Origin of the sequence: Pseudoneobacillus rhizosphaerae (genome assembly GCF_917563885.1) — a bacterium.
GTDB lineage: Bacteria > Bacillota > Bacilli > Bacillales > Cytobacillaceae > Pseudoneobacillus > Pseudoneobacillus rhizosphaerae.
The window spans coordinates 95,213-111,308 of record NZ_CAKJTG010000006.1; the positions used below are offsets into that span (position 1 = coordinate 95,213).

Below are 16,096 nucleotides of genomic sequence, written 5' to 3' on the forward strand. Positions count from 1 at the left end.
GCTTCTTTTGTTTAAGCTTTTCAAACAAAGGAGCAATAGAGCATCCCGTCTGTATTTTCCTTGATTAACAGGGATTTTTGGTGGAATAATAAGTTAAAGGATGTTAAAGGAGTAATTTTTATTATGAAGATTGTTATCAGTGAATCAGCTTTAGAATGGTTCAAAAACGATATTGGGTTATCCGCAGGAGATCAGCTTAGGTTTTATTCAAAAATTTATGGGTCAAGCCCTGTTCAGCAAGGTTATTCTCTAGCATTTGCTAAAGAAGATCCGATTAATATGGTGGTAAGTACTGTATTGGAAGGAATTTTATTCTTTATTGAGGATAATGATTTATGGTATTTTGATGGACATGATCTGCATGTAGACTACCATAAACAAGAGGATGATCTTGAATATACGTATGTAAAGAATTCATAATGTGACAAAATTAAACAATGGGGACGGATCCAGTGCTTCTTTTTATGGAAAGAAGTAGTAGATCCGTCCCCATGTTTCATTCCTCATTTATCTATCTTCATTTTATCTAATTCAAGTCTCATTTTCTCCGTTTCAATTAAGAAATTTTGATGCTTTAATTTTTCTAGTTCCATTGCATCGATTAACATTTTGTGTTTGAGTTTTGTTTGTTTTTGAAAATGGGTAGTCAAGATCGCAATAATAGGGATAGATAAAGCCAAAATTGCCGAAATCGTTCCTGTCACTTTTTTCACCTCACGGAAATTAATTGATAGTTGATTTACTTTACGAATGAAATGAATGAAAGTTCCGAAATTAGTAAATTTTCTTAATTCAATAATAATCGTAATCCTTTCCAGTGAATCTGTCCTATAATAAGCAATACTACGAAATACAGATAGAAGTTGATTGATTTTGTTTACATCGAGGCTAAATTTGTGTAAAAAACTAGCTCAATCTATATACTATAGAAGTAGAACAAATAGGGAGGGTTAAAAAATGAAAATTGAAATGTGGACAGATTTTGCTTGACCATTTTGCTATATTGGCAAAAGGCATCTGGAGGATGCTATCAAACGAATAAATCAACCAGTCGAAGTAACGTATAGATGTTTTGAATTAGATCCAACAATAGGGCGAGACGTAAAGGGAAATATTTATGATGCATTGGCTAGAAAATATGGCATGAGCGTAGCGCAAGCAAAAGCAAATACCCAAAATGTCGTTCAAATGGCTAAAAGGGTTGGACTGGATTATCAGATGGATACGCTCATTTTAACGAATACCTTTGATGCCCATCGTTTGACGATGTTTGCAAAAACTCAAGGTTTAATGAAAGAAATGACGGAGCGTATTTTACATGCGTATTTCACCGAATCCAAGCATATCGGCGATCATGAAACATTAACACAGCTGGCAGTTGAAGTAGGTTTGGACCGTGAAGCTGTAGAAAAAATGCTTGCTAGCGATGAGATGGCAGACGCTGTTCGTGGGGATCAACAAACAGCAAAACAAATTGGTGTTACCGGTGTACCGTTCTTCCTTATTGATCAGAAATACGCCTTAACTGGTGCCCAGCCAACTGACGTGTTTGTACAGGTAATGGAAAAGGTAATCTCAGAGAATAAAATCGTGGTTTTAAACAATGATGATGGCATGATTTGTGATGAAAACGGTTGTGAAATTCCTAAAAAGTAATTGAATAGGACCAAACATATAGTCAATAATATGTTTGGTTCTTTTATTTACTTCTGTTTTAAAATGTGTATCTATAACTCAGATAATAATTAACGTTTTGTACGACATAAAGATTAGCCTTAAAAAGGGGAAATTTGATGGAGATTATTCACAAAAAACTACTTGAATATAATATGGATCCAGACTTAACTCACTATCTAGCTGTTATCATTATGGTTCTGTTTATAGGAATCGTGTGTATTATTGCGAACTTTATTACGAAGAAGGTAATCTTGAGAGTTATCACTAAAGTTGTAAATAGTACTAAATACACTTGGGATAATATGTTGATGGAAAGGAAGGTTTTTCGCAAGTTATCTCATATTGTTCCAGCTATTATTATTTTTTACTTTGCTCAAACATTCCCAGATTATCAACATTTGATTAAAAAAGGGGCTATTGCCTATCTAATCGTTGTAGGATTAATGGTTATTAATAGCTTTTTAAATGCATGTAATGATATTTATCTAACATTTGAAATTTCTAAGATTAAGCCAATCAAGGGCTATATTCAGGTAGCTAAGATTATTTTCTTCATCTTAGGTGGAATCGTCATTATTTCTAATCTGATGGGGGAAAGTCCTTTTATTCTACTTAGTGGGATTGGTGCCTTATCTGCTGTTCTTTTGTTAGTGTTTAAAGATTCATTATTAGGACTTGTAGCTGGCATACAGTTAGCAGCGAATGATATGGTTCGTGTTGGTGACTGGATTGAAATGCCTAAATATGAAGCAGATGGGGATATCATTGATATCTCATTGAATACGGTTAAAGTTCAAAACTTTGATAAAACGATTACTATGATCCCAAGCTACGCTCTTATATCCGACTCTTTTAAAAACTGGAGAGGAATGCAAAACGCCGGTGGACGTCGAATCAAGCGATCTTTATTTATCGATACGAATAGTATCACATTTTGCACCGACGAAATGCTTGAGAAATTTAAAACAATCGATTATCTTTCCACCTACATAACGAATAAGGAAAGTGAAATTGCTGAATACAATACAAAGTTTGATAATAATAGGCAAAATCGAGTAAATGGTCGGGCTTTAACAAATATCGGTGTATTCAGGGTGTATGTCACTCATTACCTTCAAAATCACCCAGGAATCAGTCAGCAAATGACACTACTCGTAAGACAACTGGCACCAACTGAAAATGGTTTACCACTAGAAATTTATGCGTTTACCAATGATATTCGTTGGAATGTGTATGAATCAATACAATCCGATATTTTTGACCATCTTTTTGCAGTAGCAACGGAGTTTGGCCTTCATATTTTCCAGAATCCTTCTGGGAATGACTTTAAACATATGGTAGAGGAATCACGTGATAATGTTAGGATAAGAGAAACAAATTATTAATGCTCATCACTCTTGTAAAGGCTCTTTTCGAACACTTTGTTGATATTTGGACCTATTTTAAAAGTATCCTCTTGTTTAGGCAGTATTTTGTAAGAAGAACTTACGAAAAGATGCCACGAAGTAAGATTACGAACGGGGTCAACATGATTTCGAAAAGCAACAATATTTGCGAAACTGCCTTTATAAAAAAAAGGGGAAGGTTCTTCTACTTCAAATCGAAGCAATTGAACCTTCCCTGTGTTTTTCTTGTATTTAATTCCTTATTTCCTAATCTTCTTTTGAATTTTCAACGTATTTTTTAAAATTATCTAAAATCGCCTGCCAGCCGGCTTTTTGCATCTCAATAGGGTTGGTGCTTTCAGCATCAAAAGCTTCAATGACCTTTGTTTCGTTACCTTGACTAACAAAAGTGATAGAAACCTGTCTTCCATCACCTAAGGTATAAGAAATAGCCTCATGTAACCTAACATCATGATAAACGCCACCAAAATCAAATCCAAAACTACCATCTTTAGCTTCCATTCTTGTAAGGAATTTTCCGCCAACCTGCAAATCATTTTCAGCTATTGGAGTGTGCCAATCATCTGAAGCATTGTTCCATTTTGTTATATGAGTTGGTTCTGTCCATAATTCCCATACCTTGTTAACTGGTGCTTGGACGGTTGTTTCTACAGTTATTTTAGATGTTTCCATTTATTTTGCGCCTCTCTTAATACTAAATTTTTTTTAGCGAATTCTTCACAATAGATGTCTGACACTATTGTAGGACATTTCAAAGCCTTACCCTATTCTAAATAGTAAAAAAATAGTTTATAAATGCAAGTTTTTATTTACTAACTAGTTTATTTTCGGCTCTTTTTTTGTGTTTAATACTTAAAAAAATAAAATAGCCATCACGGTGACTAATCTTATTGTTATAGTAAGTATTTTTTAGATTGAAGGTTTCTACTTATTTTGTTAGATAAAGAAGTAACTAGTGATGATTCAGGGTTTCCTCTGAATTTTATGCCGAAGAGATGTTGAGGTACATAGCTTTATGAGTTCCATGCTGTCTTTTAATTGGTTAAACCGGTTGTCCAATTGTCGATGGCGGTTAAAATCTGTTCCACCATAATATCACATCCTTTATCCATTCTATTATAGTTTATAATAGTAGAATAATCATCATACATTTTCATTGAATGTTAAAGCTAAAGTATTAGAAAGGTGTGTGTAAATTGTTTAAGGCAGTCTTACTTTTTACAATAGCTGGTGTTGCTGAAATCGGCGGTGGATATCTAATTTGGCAATGGTTACGGGAGGATAAACCTTCATATTTAGGAATCCTCGGAGGGATTGCATTAGTTTTATATGGGATTATTGCTACGATGCAATCATTTCCATCTTTCGGAAGAGTGTATGCTGCTTACGGAGGGGTTTTTATTGTCCTTTCAGTATTATGGGGCTGGGGCATAGATAAGAAAACACCTGATTTCTATGATTGGGTCGGTGCGGGTATATGTATTATTGGTGTTTCGGTGATGTTATTAGCACCTCGTCATTAAAATAAATTAATGCTTCCTATCAAATTTTATGTGAAATTTGAATAAATAGTTTCCGGTTTTGTCAGACTGTAAATAGGAAGGAGGGAATTTTATGAAAAAACCAATTTCATTTATGCTGTTTTCAATTCTATTTTTGGTGGCTGGAATTGCTTTTGCTCAAGGTGTTTACGGGAATAAGGATGCAAAACAAGGTGATATGGATTCCTTTGTTATTGATTTAAAGAATAATAAAGGGGAAAGAATGGGGACGGCTTCTTTTGAGCATAGTGGAAATGTTCTAAGGTTGACTATTAATGCTTCTGGACTTACTCCAGGGAAGCATGGATTTCATATTCATGAAAATCCCATAGTAGGCAATGACTTTAACACTGCTGGAAGTCATTTTAATCCGACTGGTAAAAAGCATGGTCACTTAAACCCTGAGGGACCTCATCTAGGTGATTTACTTAACCTTGAAGTGGATGCTAAAGGAAACGCTAATCAAACCTTTGAGCTTAAAGACTTAACCCTTGAAAAAGGAAAACCTAATAGCATCTTAGGTAAATCACTTATTATTCATGCCATGGAAGATGATTATAAGACAGATCCATCAGGGAATTCGGGTGATCGAGTTGCAGGTGGGAATATTTTAAACTAACATAATAGAACACGTGGCTGGTTCATCTGCTTTTAGACTGAAGCAAAAGAGCTCTCCTCGTGTTTTATTTGATTTAGAAAATATGAAAGAAGGTAATGTAATGCTGGAAAAACTAGCACAGAGGGTGTATTATATGCCTCATTATTCAGAAACGGACCGTCCTACCTTAGGTTTAATTTGTGGTGATAATTTTAGTCTGATTGTTGATTCAGGGAATTCACCTGCACATGCAAGAGATTTTCTTAATCTAGTAGAAAACATGGATGTATCGCCGGTAAAGGTTGTTGTCATTACACATTGGCATTGGGATCATGTCTTTGGTATTAAAACAATGGGCTTATTAACGATAAGTCATGAGGAAACGAAGAAGAAAATAGAGTATATGAAAACCCTACAATGGGATGATGCTTCAATAGATAAGCGAGTGGAGACTGGTGAAGAAATTGAATTTTGTAGTGAAATGATAAAACGAGAAATGCCTACGCGCGAACATTTAGAATTGAAGGCGCCGGATCTAACATTTAATAATAAAATCGAAATTGATTTAGGTGGTATAAGTTGTGTTGTTGAACATGTTGGAGGGGTTCATTCACAGGATTCGTCCATTATTTATATTCCTGATGAAAAAGTAATGTTTCTTGGAGATTGCATCTATCAGGATTTTTATAGTGGTGAATGGAGTTATGACAAGGACGAATTTAAATACCTAGTAGATAAAATAAATAAATATGATGTAAATTACTATGTGACCGGTCATCAAACTCCGAAAACCCACGAAGAAATGTGGTTTATCTTTAATGATATAATAAGTATCGGAGAAATGGTTGGTGAAGAAGATTCTCTAGATAAAGCAATCACTAGATTTAATGATGTAAGAAAGACAACGGCAAATGAAGAACAACTGGAGTTTATCCAAAACTTTGTGAACGGCAATCTAAAGAAAAAAAAGAAGTGATCTGATTAGCTCTAGGTTAAGGTGTTCGGAAAATTTTTAATATGTGGAAAATTAATGTTTCTTACCAGAATCCGTTCAGGAAAGCCCCTACTTTTAAGTATGGGGATGAACGGAACGGGTTTTTATTGCATAAAACTATCCATTTTGGTATTATGATTATAGGAACATATGTTTGATTTTAAGGAGTGAACATTATGGCAAGAGAAACAACTCCGTCATTCATCATTGAAATGGAAATGTTGGTATCGTCATCTACTCGCTCTACGATAGTAAAAGAATTGGAATGTAATCGTGTGATATATAATACTGCACTGGGGCAATACCTTAAAAGAGAAGAACAAATGAAAAGAACGAAAAAATATAAAAGGATTTACAGTCAACTTAAAGCCATAAATCGCAAAATAGAATCTAAAAAAAGGGATGAAACGGCTTTGATAAAGTTAGGAAAAGAGAGAGAAGGGCTCATCAAGAATCTTCAGTCTCTTCAGGGGGAGTTTGGTTTAACGGAATACTCCATGCATAATTATATTAAAGGGGTTCGTTCTCACTTCCAGAATACGGTTCATTCTCTTGTTGCACAAAAAACGGCGACAAGAGCTTGGAATACCTTTAAGAAAAAACTATTCGGACAAGCTAGTAAGGTCAAATTTGTTAAAAAAGGCGAAATGAATACGTTTGAAGGGAAAAATAACACCACAGGATGGATTTATAAAAATAGACATATCCAATACAACCTCAAGATGATCCCACTGATCATAAAAGAAAAAGATACATATGTAAAAGAAGCCCTCCATTATATCGATTCCATTGACCGTAGTATTAAAAGATTAAAACGAAAACTAGACCGTTCAAGACGAACGATGAATCCAGAAAACTTCGATGAAAAAGGCAGAATTAAAAAGGGTAAAAAAGTATGGAAATACTCTCATCGTTATAGAAAGTGCAAAAATCAATTAAAAGAGCTTTATCGAAAGCAAAGTTTATATCGAAAGTTTAGTCACCAATATGAGGCCAATCGAATTCTAACTCTTGGAAACACTTTTTTCATTGAAGAAATGAATTTTAAAGCACTCCAGAAGCGATCAAAAAAAACAGAAATAAGTGAAAAGACTGGAAAGTACAAAAAGAAAAAGCGGTTTGGAAAATCCATTGCCCAGAAAGCTCCTGCCATGTTTGTTCGTCTATTAGAACAAAAGGTTTTACAGGCTGGAGGAACATTTAAGAAGGTTCAAACAACCAAGTTCAAAGCCAGTCAATATGACCACATATCTAATCAATATAACAAGAAAGAGTTAAAGGAAAGATGGCATAGTTTTGATGATGGGACTAACGTTCAAAGGGATTTGTACTCGGCGTTTTTACTTATGTGTTCGAACAATAGTGGAACTAAATCAAAAAGATCATTGTGTATCGATCAATTTGATTTGTTTAAAAAACAGCATGACAAGAAAATAGAAAATCTTGAAAACCAACCAACACTAACATTAAACTCGGGAATAAAAGTAAAAAATAAAAAGGCTACCAAAACGGTAGCTTAATTGAAAATAATTGCGGTTTGATACGACCGGGACCATTAGGTCTAAAAAGAAACAGCCGTTAATGACGACAGAGGTTGTCTTGGCTGTGAATGTTCATATTTTCTATAAGTCAGTTCCTGTTTCCAATACCGTTTTCTAATGGGAAAAGTGTGTGTACGAACATGAGAAGCTTATAGATAGTAGAACCCACCGCATTTATGCGTGTGGAGTATCAGAAATGTAAGGAACTTTTTTATTGTACCTTTTTACCGAAAGGATTATGGGGCATTGGTGACAAAGGGTTTTTCTTGGATAAAGCTAACCCAAATCTAGGAAGAGGTAATTAATATAGAGATATTGTCAGAAAATTCGAATGTATGGACCACTTCTTTAATAAAGTAAATATAGACGGGCGTAAAAGGGCTTTTTCTCGAAAAAACTGCCTGTACGTTTAGGAAAAGGATCTATGTTTATTTATGAAAGGGAGTGGTTATATGCTGCATATTGTAGCTTGTATTAAGCAAGTACCTGACACCAAAATTATAAAAATGAATCCAAAAACAAACACGATGGACCGCAGGACAGCGCCAGCGATTTTGAATCCTTATGACGCTCATGCCGTTGAGGAGGCAGTTCGTCTAAAGCATAAATATGGAGGAATCGTATCTGTTGTCACGATGGGACCGCCACCAGCGGTTTCGGCAATTAAAAAGTGTATTGAAATTGGCGCAGATGAAGGCTATTTAATTACAGACCGCCGGTTTGCGGGTGCAGATACATTGGCAACGAGCTATGCTGTGACAAAAGCGATTGAGAAAATAGCCAAAACAAGGCCAGTTGATTTGATTATTTGTGGAAAAATGTCCATCGATGGGGATACCGGTCAAGTCGGTCCCGGAATTGCGCGGAGGCTCGATATTCCACCACTGACATCTGTGAACAAAGTTGTAGAAATTAATCAAGAAGAAGGGTATGCGATAGTCCATCGCAAGTTAGAGGATGGATATGAAGCTGTTCGTTCCACATTACCGTGTTTATTTTCCGTTGAAAAAACGATCAATGAAGTTCCATATTCTCCGCTTCCAAACATGATAAAAGCGGCCAGATATACTCCACAAATCTGGTCGGTCGACGACCTAGAAGGTGTAGATATTACACAGCTTGGTTTGAAGGGGTCTCCAACCATAGTCTCCAAAGTATGGGCACCGCCTAAACCGGCAGGGGGATCGATACTAGAAGGCAACCCACGGGCACAAGTGGAGCAATTACTCTCTGTCCTGCTTGAAAAGAAAGAATTGTTTGAAGCAAAGGAGGGCGTGTAAATGGATTTCAAAGATTACAAAGGTGTTTGGGTATTCATTGAGCAAAAGGATGATATGGTCGCATCTGTATCGCTAGAATTATTAGGTGCCGGAAGAAAGTTGGCAGACAAACGCGGTGTGGAATTGGCAGGTATTCTAATAGGTGAAAATGTTAAACATTTAACAAAGACCGTTTTTGAAGCTGGTGCAGATACCGTGTATGTTTATGATCAACCAATCTTTAAACATTACCGAACGGAATCCTATATGAAAGCGCTGCTGGATTGCAGTGATAAACATAAACCAGAAATTATCCTCTATGGGGCTACCTCCACTGGGAAAGACCTAGCAAGTGCGGTAGCCACCGATCTACCGACAGGACTGACAGCAGATACAACAGAGCTCGATGTGGAAGAGGAAACAGGGTTACTATTAGCGAGCCGACCTGCATTTGGCGGAAATATTATGGCGACTATTTTATGTAAAAAATATCGTCCACAGATGGCAACAGTTCGCTCCAAAGTCATGAAGGCACTTCCCCCTGAAATAGGGAGAACAGGAAAGATTGTTGAAGAAACTATATCTTTAAAAGAAGAAGATATTCGCACTAAAGTTCTAGAAATTGTGAAGGAAACAGTAAAGAAAGTAAAAATTGACGAAGCAGACATCATTGTCGCAGGCGGAAAAGGATTAGGGAGCTTCGATGGATTTCAGTTAATACACCGGTTGGCTGAAACTCTTGGAGGAGCGGTTGGTGCCAGCAGGGACGTGGTGGAAGCGGGTTGGATCGACCACCCTCATCAAGTAGGGCAAACCGGAGTAACAGTAACGCCAAAAATTTATTTTGCGATTGGAATTTCCGGGGCGATTCAACATATTGTAGGAATGAAAAATTCAGGAATCATTATTGCCATTAATAAGGACAAAGAAGCTCCTATTTTCCAAAACTGTCATTATGGAATTGTAGGCGATGCGTTTGAGATTGTGCCTTTACTAATTGAGATGTTTGAACATGCTTTAGCCAAGGAAAAAGTAACTAAATAAAACGATAGGTACGGTTCTTCGGTCTTTAGAATAGAAGCAAAAAACCCTTAAGACACTTACTATAAATTTTTGCAGGTTTTAATAAATTTACAGATAAAAGAAGCTAAAAACCTAATGTAATCAGGTTCTTAGCTTCTTTTCTTTCGTCAATTCACTCATTGGCTTAACGAAGTTTTTGTGAAGGAAAATCTAGACCAATGTCGAAGTACTTAAAATACAGTGTATTCCATTACTTAACTAGAAAGGTGAGAGGATATGCTTCACAAGAGGATTGAGATTAAGTATGAGCATGAAACAGCTACTCTATTAACCTATATTCTAGATAACACACCGAAAATAGATCCTGATTGAAAAAGACCGATGATTGTGATATGCCCAGGGGGAGGGTATGTTCATACGTCAGATAGAGAGGGAGAACCTATAGCCATTCGTTTGAATGCAATGGGTTATCATGCTTGTGTTTTAAGATATCATTGGAGAAACAAGTGACATCCGAGACCCCTCCAACTTTCCTATGGCACACGAATTCAGATAGTGCTGTTCCTGTTGAAAATAGTTTTTTGTTTGCTGAAGCCCTGTTGAAAAATAAAGTTCCTCTAGAAATGCATATTTACCCACAGGGTGTCCATGGATTGTCTCTTGGTACAGAGGAAACGAAGGCCATAGATAATGAGTTAACATTGCAACCAGAAGTATCAAATTGGATAGAGATGGCTGGCCGTTGGATAAAGGGGCTTTAATTTTTTACGATAAATAGAAACCCTCAAGTGACCAAAAAATGGTGAAAATACATATGAAATATCGTAAATTGTAAACGATAATGAAAAACAAATAAATTATTTCTCAATAAATATTAATTGGAGGTTATTGCTTTGAAAATTATAGGTTTCGGTGGGGTTTTTTGGAGAACAAAAGATGTTGTTTCATTAAAGAATTGGTATAAAGAAACGCTGAAAATTTCGATGGATGATTGGAATGGCACAATCTTCAAGCAGGATGATGGACACGTAACGGTCTTTTCTCTTTTTAAAGAAGATAGTGATTATTTTCCGAAAGAACAATCTGTCATGTTAAATTTTCAAGTCGAAAATATCGAAGCTTGGATGGAGCATTTCAACAAAATGGGAATACCACTTTTAAAGGAACCTGAAAAAAGCGAGTATGGTACATTTCTTTGGATTTCTGATCCAGATGGAAGATGGATTGAAATTTGGGAGAAATAATCTCCTGGATAATCAACAAAGTGATCCAAAGAGAATACAGCGGCATACCTTTTGGAAAATAGGAATGTTTAGTGGAAATTAGGAAGTTCTGAAAAACCATTAGATTATATGGACAAGTATCGTTAAAACACTCACAAATGTTGGAGCTCATCAACGCGTGTGGGTGTTTTTGCTATATTACCCACCATGTGATTGGAACAAATGTCTTTATTAGTACTGTACTCAAGATATAGGGAGTTTTTGGAAATGGAAGATCATTGCCTAATCATCATATATATGATTACATTTTAATTGGATAGTATTTTCATAGGAGGGGTGTAAAATGCAAACGACACGAAGTAAGTGGTCAACGATTGTGGTTGTATTCGCACTTTTTTTAAGTTTATTTAGTTCACAGGCCAAGGCGGAATCAAATTCAATCGAGTTCTCTGATGTACCATCTAATAAGCCATATGCTAGTGCTGTCTATCAACTTGCTGAGCGAAATATTATTGGTGGTCATCAAGACGGCACCTTCAAACCAGATGCAGCCATTACGCGCGGCCAAGCTGCGGCCATAATCGCAAAGCTATTAAAGCTTGATACAAAGAATATAAAAAAGAACCCAGGATTTAAAGATGTACCTTCAACCCTTTGGAATTTTGGAGCTATTGCAGCTGTTGCCGAAAAAGGGATTTTCAGTGGATATGCAGATGGAAGGTTTGGACCCAATGACAAGATTACACGTGCTCAAATGGCATCCATCCTTATTAAAGCTTTCGATTTTCACTATTATTCTTACAGTTCTACAGGAAATCCCTTTAAAGATATTGAAAAATTAGCTAGTCATCAAAACTCGGTGTATACCCTACATAAATTGGGTATCACTTCTGGAACATCACCGACAACCTTTAGTCCGAATCACCCCATTTCCAGAGCTCAAGCAGCCGTTCTAATAATTAAAACAGAAAAAGTCCGTTCAGAAACGGTTACCTTAAAAGCGAGTGACTATGGCTGGTTTCTGTTTAGAGGGTTCGATGATTATCACAATCGTTTTCTAGCACCTGAACAAAATGAAAAAGAAATCATTCAAGTGATTCCGAATAAAAAAACCGCAAAAGTACTTCAAGTCGTTCCAATGAAAGTAGGAACACAAAAATTCTCTCTTAATGGTCAAAAGGAAAATGCGGGAACCGGCATCCAGATTGAAAATAAAAAGTATTATATTCATGTCACAAAAGAAAACGGTCAATTAAAATTGAATTTTGAAGAAACAGCTGATATTATTTCAACCAATGCTCGGTTAACGGTAACGAAAGAACCTATTAAGAAGGTATCGCTAAGCACAATGGACGGAAGCTTTATCGATGAATCGATTAAGTTTCAAGTCTGTCATGAATATGTTTCTGTTAATGCCATTTGCCTTCCTCTAACGGAACGAGGTGAATATATAGCAACGGTAGAATATGCCAAGGGAACTAAGGTCCGCTATGGTGTAAGAGCAACCTATAACCCTTCAGATTTTTACTTGGATACTTTTTCAATTGAAGAAATACCGAAAGTGACGATTGATTTGAGTAAAGATAAAGGTGATTTTAGCGACTATAAAGTACATGATCAGTCAAAATCAATTAAGATCATTCGAGAAAAGAACTCTGATATTTTTCACATTCAGGGATTATTGAGTGGGAACGCATATATTGATTTTCCGAAAAGTGATCGAAACAAAGAAGGCACACTTGGATTAAACATTAGCGTAATAAAAATTGGTTCCATTATTCGTGTCGAAGTAGACCGTTACGATTACTATGATCAATTTAAATAACTAAAAGTGGCTTACGGTATCGTCAAAAGACAGTAAATCACATCAATTGGACAAAGTTATAATAAAGAGGAAGCTGAGGTTTTTGAATGTCAAAACCAACAAGCCAAAATACCATGTTTTTTTATAAACATGGTATTTTGGCTTGTTTAAATTCTTTTCAAATATTCTAATCATTTAATATTTCTATACGGAGTAAAAGTAATTTTTAATTGGAATACTATGGGTACTCTTTTCGTAAAGGTTGTTTTGTGGATGTTCAAGAAGTCTAAGACTAAAAAAAATTCAAAAGAGATGATTAAAAGCTTGCCTAAGCCGGATTTAAAGTCTGAATATTTGTTTTCTGACCTCGAATTAAACGAACAATTGCTAAAAGAATTATTTCAAAATTGTTCTGATATCGTGTTCAGAGCTATCCAAGAAAACAATAAAACGAAGATTTTACTAATATATATTGACGGATTAATTGATACAAAAAGTCTTGAAGCGGATGTAATAAAGCCGATTCTTTATGATGGGCTTCCTAATGGAATTACTAAAGTACATTCTATTGGAGAAGTTATAGAACAAAAACAATTAGCTATATCCCAAGTAAGTCATGTAGAAAAGGTTCAAGATTTGGTGGATGGAATTCTTAAGGCTAATGTAGGAATTTTGGTGGATGGTGAATCTAAGGCTATTCTAGCCTCTCTACAAGGGTATGAGAAACGAGGTGTGGAAGAACCACAAACTGAAGTAACCATTCGTGGCCCAAGAGATGGATTTACCGAATCCCTTCGTACAAATACTGCTCTCTTAAGAAGAAGAGTTCGCAGTTCAAGACTTAAAATGGAAACTTTTTCTGTAGGTGAGCTCTCACAAACCGATTTGGTCATTACTTATATTGACGGAATTGCTCCAACCGGATTACTTGAGGAATTACGCGATAGAATAAGTCGCATTCAAATTGATGGATTGCTTGGTTCGGAATTTTTGGAGGAATTCATTGAGGATGCCCCATACTCTCCCTTTCCTCAGATACAAAACACAGAAAGGCCAGACATTTTAATTGGTAATCTACTAGAGGGAAGAGTTGCTATCATAGTTGATAATTCTCCATTTGCTCTCATTATTCCTATGACCTTTTGGAGTGGATTTCACGCAGTAGAGGATTATTACGAGCGTTTTATGTATACCACATTTATCCGGTTTATTCGTTTTAATTTAATATTGATTTCACTCTATTTACCTTCTATATATGTTGCACTTACAACCTATCATCCTAAGTTAATTCCCACTACATTGCTAATCAGTATTGCTGCAGCGCGAGAAGGAGTTCCTTTTCCGGCATTAATTGAAGCGCTTATTATGGAGTTCATGTTTGAGGGGTTACGAGAAGCCGGTATTCGATTACCAAAAGCTGTTGGATCTGCTGTAAGTATTGTCGGTGCTCTCGTAATTGGACAAGCAGCTGTTCAAGCTGGTATAGTTTCTGCCCCAATGGTAATTGTAGTTGCAACGACTGGAATTGCATCATTTGCCATTCCGAGATACAATTTCGGTCTTGCTTTTCGAATGTTGCGTTTTATCATGCTAATTTTAGCAGGATGTTTTGGTTTATACGGAATTATCATTGGTTTTATTGCCCTTACGATTCATTTAGTCAATCTTAGATCATATGGAGTTCCCTATTTTACTCCAGTTTCACCATTAAATTATCAAGAATTAAAAGATACGATCATAAGGGCTCCGAGATGGTCATTACATATTCGACCAACATTCATCTCGGAGGGAGATAAAACTAGAATTCCAAAAGGGCAAAAACCAAGACCGCCTAAAGGAGAACCTCGTGAATGAGCAAAATAATTTATCAATGTTTAATATTTTTATTATGCTTGCTTGTATTAGTAGGTTGTTGGGACCGAACGGAACTGAATGAACAAGCAATCTGGTTGGCATCCGGGTTTGATGTGGGGAAGGAAGATGGTTTAAAAGTTAGTGGACAAATTGTCATTCCTGCCAATATGCAAAATCAAAATGGGGGAAGTAAAGGAAAGGATCACTTTATCCTTTCAGACGAGGGAGTAAATTTAGGTGATGCTTTTCAAAAAATGGAAGCCAAACTTTCACGGAAAGGTTTTTATGGTCTACGTAAGGTATTCTTTATCGGAGAAGAGTTAGCAAGGAGAGGAATTAGCAAGGAGTTAGACAATGTGACGAGAGGATCGGAGGTAAGTATTCGCACAGATGTTTTTGTAGTAAAAGGCGATACTGCTATAAATGTATTAAATGTATCCAACCCTTTGGAAAAGCCATCTGCCATTGCAGCATTAAAAGAGCATCAACAAATAGGTGGTAGAGGTTCGACTGTATTTTTAGATTTTCTAAACGCGGCTAATAGTGATGGCTTAAGGCCGACTATTCCTTTAATTGAGATTACAGAGACTCAAACTGGAGAGAATTCAGATAAAAAAGAGTCAATAGTTCAGGTAGCTGGTTTGGGTATTTTTAACAAAGAATTAAAAATGGTTGGTATGCTCAATCAAACTGAAAATCAAGATTTACTTTGGATTCTTGGTTATTTGCCAAAACATACATTATCCACTCCATTACGAGATGGGAATGCGACCTTACAATTACACCATTTGAGCAGTAAAATTAAACCTGTTATTGAAAAAAGTAACCACATTACTTTCAAAGTGGAATTGAGTGGTGAAGGTACCTTATTTGAAAATAATACCCTTTTAAATCCCGAAAAGAAATCAGATTTAAAAGAATTTGAAAAAGCGTTCAATGAACTCGCCAAAAAACAAGTTTTAAGTACCATTAAAAAAGTTCAATCTGAGTCTGGTCAGGATATATTTGGTTTTGGAGAAGTCATTCATAGAAAAGATCCTCGAAAATGGAAGGATTTAAAGGACGATTGGGATCAATATTTTACTCAAGCAGATGTAAAGGTAACAACGAAAATAAAAATAAATAATATCGGGATAACAGGACCTTCCGTATTGAATAAAAATGGAGGGAGTTAAC

The 16,096-nt window shown here is 35.9% G+C and carries 16 protein-coding genes; 14 read left to right on the forward strand and 2 right to left on the reverse strand.

The genetic code is table 11. From position 1 onward, the window contains the following. The first annotated feature begins 123 nt into the window (after positions 1–123). On the forward strand, positions 124–420 hold the full coding sequence (locus tag LRP83_RS06480) for a HesB/YadR/YfhF family protein (RefSeq protein ID WP_230495877.1): 297 nt from the start codon (positions 124–126) through the stop codon (positions 418–420). 83 nt (positions 421–503) lie between these two features. Here LRP83_RS06480 and LRP83_RS06485 read toward each other — a convergent pair whose 3' ends face one another. After that, the gene (locus LRP83_RS06485; RefSeq protein WP_230495878.1) at positions 504–704 is read right to left on the reverse strand and encodes a hypothetical protein; all 201 of its coding nucleotides are present in this window, start codon (positions 702–704) and stop codon (positions 504–506) included. A gap of 298 nt (positions 705–1,002) precedes the next feature. Between LRP83_RS06485 and LRP83_RS06490 the strand changes: the two genes are divergently transcribed. Then, positions 1,003–1,656: a DsbA family oxidoreductase gene (locus LRP83_RS06490; RefSeq protein ID WP_290369504.1), complete on the forward strand. Its 654-nt coding sequence runs from the start codon at positions 1,003–1,005 to the stop codon at positions 1,654–1,656. A 137-nt stretch (positions 1,657–1,793) separates the two neighbouring features. Beyond that, positions 1,794–3,062, forward strand: coding sequence for a mechanosensitive ion channel family protein (locus LRP83_RS06495; protein ID WP_230495879.1), 1,269 nt, complete (start codon positions 1,794–1,796; stop codon positions 3,060–3,062). Positions 3,063–3,329: 267 nt separating this feature from the next. Here the strand turns inward: LRP83_RS06495 and LRP83_RS06500 are convergent, their stop codons facing one another. Then, entirely contained in the window at positions 3,330–3,755 is a 426-nt protein-coding gene (locus LRP83_RS06500; protein WP_230495880.1) for an SRPBCC family protein, read from the reverse strand. A 524-nt stretch (positions 3,756–4,279) separates the two neighbouring features. Between LRP83_RS06500 and LRP83_RS06505 the strand changes: the two genes are divergently transcribed. The 11 genes from LRP83_RS06505 to LRP83_RS06555 all read left to right on the forward strand — a co-directional run bounded on the left by LRP83_RS06505 (position 4,280) and on the right by LRP83_RS06555 (position 16,095). Next, on the forward strand, positions 4,280–4,606 hold the full coding sequence (locus LRP83_RS06505; RefSeq protein WP_230495881.1) for a YnfA family protein: 327 nt from the start codon (positions 4,280–4,282) through the stop codon (positions 4,604–4,606). Positions 4,607–4,697: 91 nt separating this feature from the next. Beyond that, positions 4,698–5,243 (forward strand): superoxide dismutase family protein, encoded by a 546-nt coding sequence (locus LRP83_RS06510; protein WP_230495882.1) that lies wholly within the window; start codon positions 4,698–4,700, stop codon positions 5,241–5,243. Between the two features lie 13 nt (positions 5,244–5,256). Further along, on the forward strand, positions 5,257–6,198 hold the full coding sequence (locus tag LRP83_RS06515) for an MBL fold metallo-hydrolase (RefSeq protein WP_230495883.1): 942 nt from the start codon (positions 5,257–5,259) through the stop codon (positions 6,196–6,198). Positions 6,199–6,392: 194 nt separating this feature from the next. Continuing rightward, positions 6,393–7,736 carry a hypothetical protein gene (locus LRP83_RS06520; protein ID WP_230495884.1) on the forward strand — a complete coding sequence of 448 codons (1,344 nt, stop codon included), beginning with the start codon at positions 6,393–6,395 and terminating at the stop codon, positions 7,734–7,736. A gap of 473 nt (positions 7,737–8,209) precedes the next feature. After that, the gene (locus tag LRP83_RS06525; RefSeq protein ID WP_230495885.1) at positions 8,210–9,037 is read left to right on the forward strand and encodes an electron transfer flavoprotein subunit beta/FixA family protein; all 828 of its coding nucleotides are present in this window, start codon (positions 8,210–8,212) and stop codon (positions 9,035–9,037) included. After that, complete coding sequence (locus tag LRP83_RS06530; protein WP_230495886.1) at positions 9,038–10,060, forward strand: electron transfer flavoprotein subunit alpha/FixB family protein; 1,023 nt, start codon at positions 9,038–9,040, stop codon at positions 10,058–10,060. 485 nt (positions 10,061–10,545) lie between these two features. Then, a complete protein-coding gene (locus LRP83_RS06535) occupies positions 10,546–10,800 on the forward strand; it encodes an alpha/beta hydrolase (RefSeq protein WP_230495887.1) in 255 nt (84 codons plus the stop codon). A 132-nt stretch (positions 10,801–10,932) separates the two neighbouring features. After that, on the forward strand, positions 10,933–11,283 hold the full coding sequence (locus LRP83_RS06540; RefSeq protein WP_230495888.1) for a VOC family protein: 351 nt from the start codon (positions 10,933–10,935) through the stop codon (positions 11,281–11,283). Between the two features lie 322 nt (positions 11,284–11,605). Beyond that, entirely contained in the window at positions 11,606–13,087 is a 1,482-nt protein-coding gene (locus LRP83_RS06545) for an S-layer homology domain-containing protein (protein WP_230495889.1), read from the forward strand. Between the two features lie 252 nt (positions 13,088–13,339). Then, positions 13,340–14,920 carry a spore germination protein gene (locus tag LRP83_RS06550; protein ID WP_230495890.1) on the forward strand — a complete coding sequence of 527 codons (1,581 nt, stop codon included), beginning with the start codon at positions 13,340–13,342 and terminating at the stop codon, positions 14,918–14,920. After that, positions 14,917–16,095 (forward strand): Ger(x)C family spore germination protein, encoded by a 1,179-nt coding sequence (locus LRP83_RS06555; protein ID WP_230495891.1) that lies wholly within the window; start codon positions 14,917–14,919, stop codon positions 16,093–16,095. Before LRP83_RS06550 ends, LRP83_RS06555 begins: the two co-directional genes overlap by 4 nt. Position 16,096: the final 1 nt, after the last annotated feature.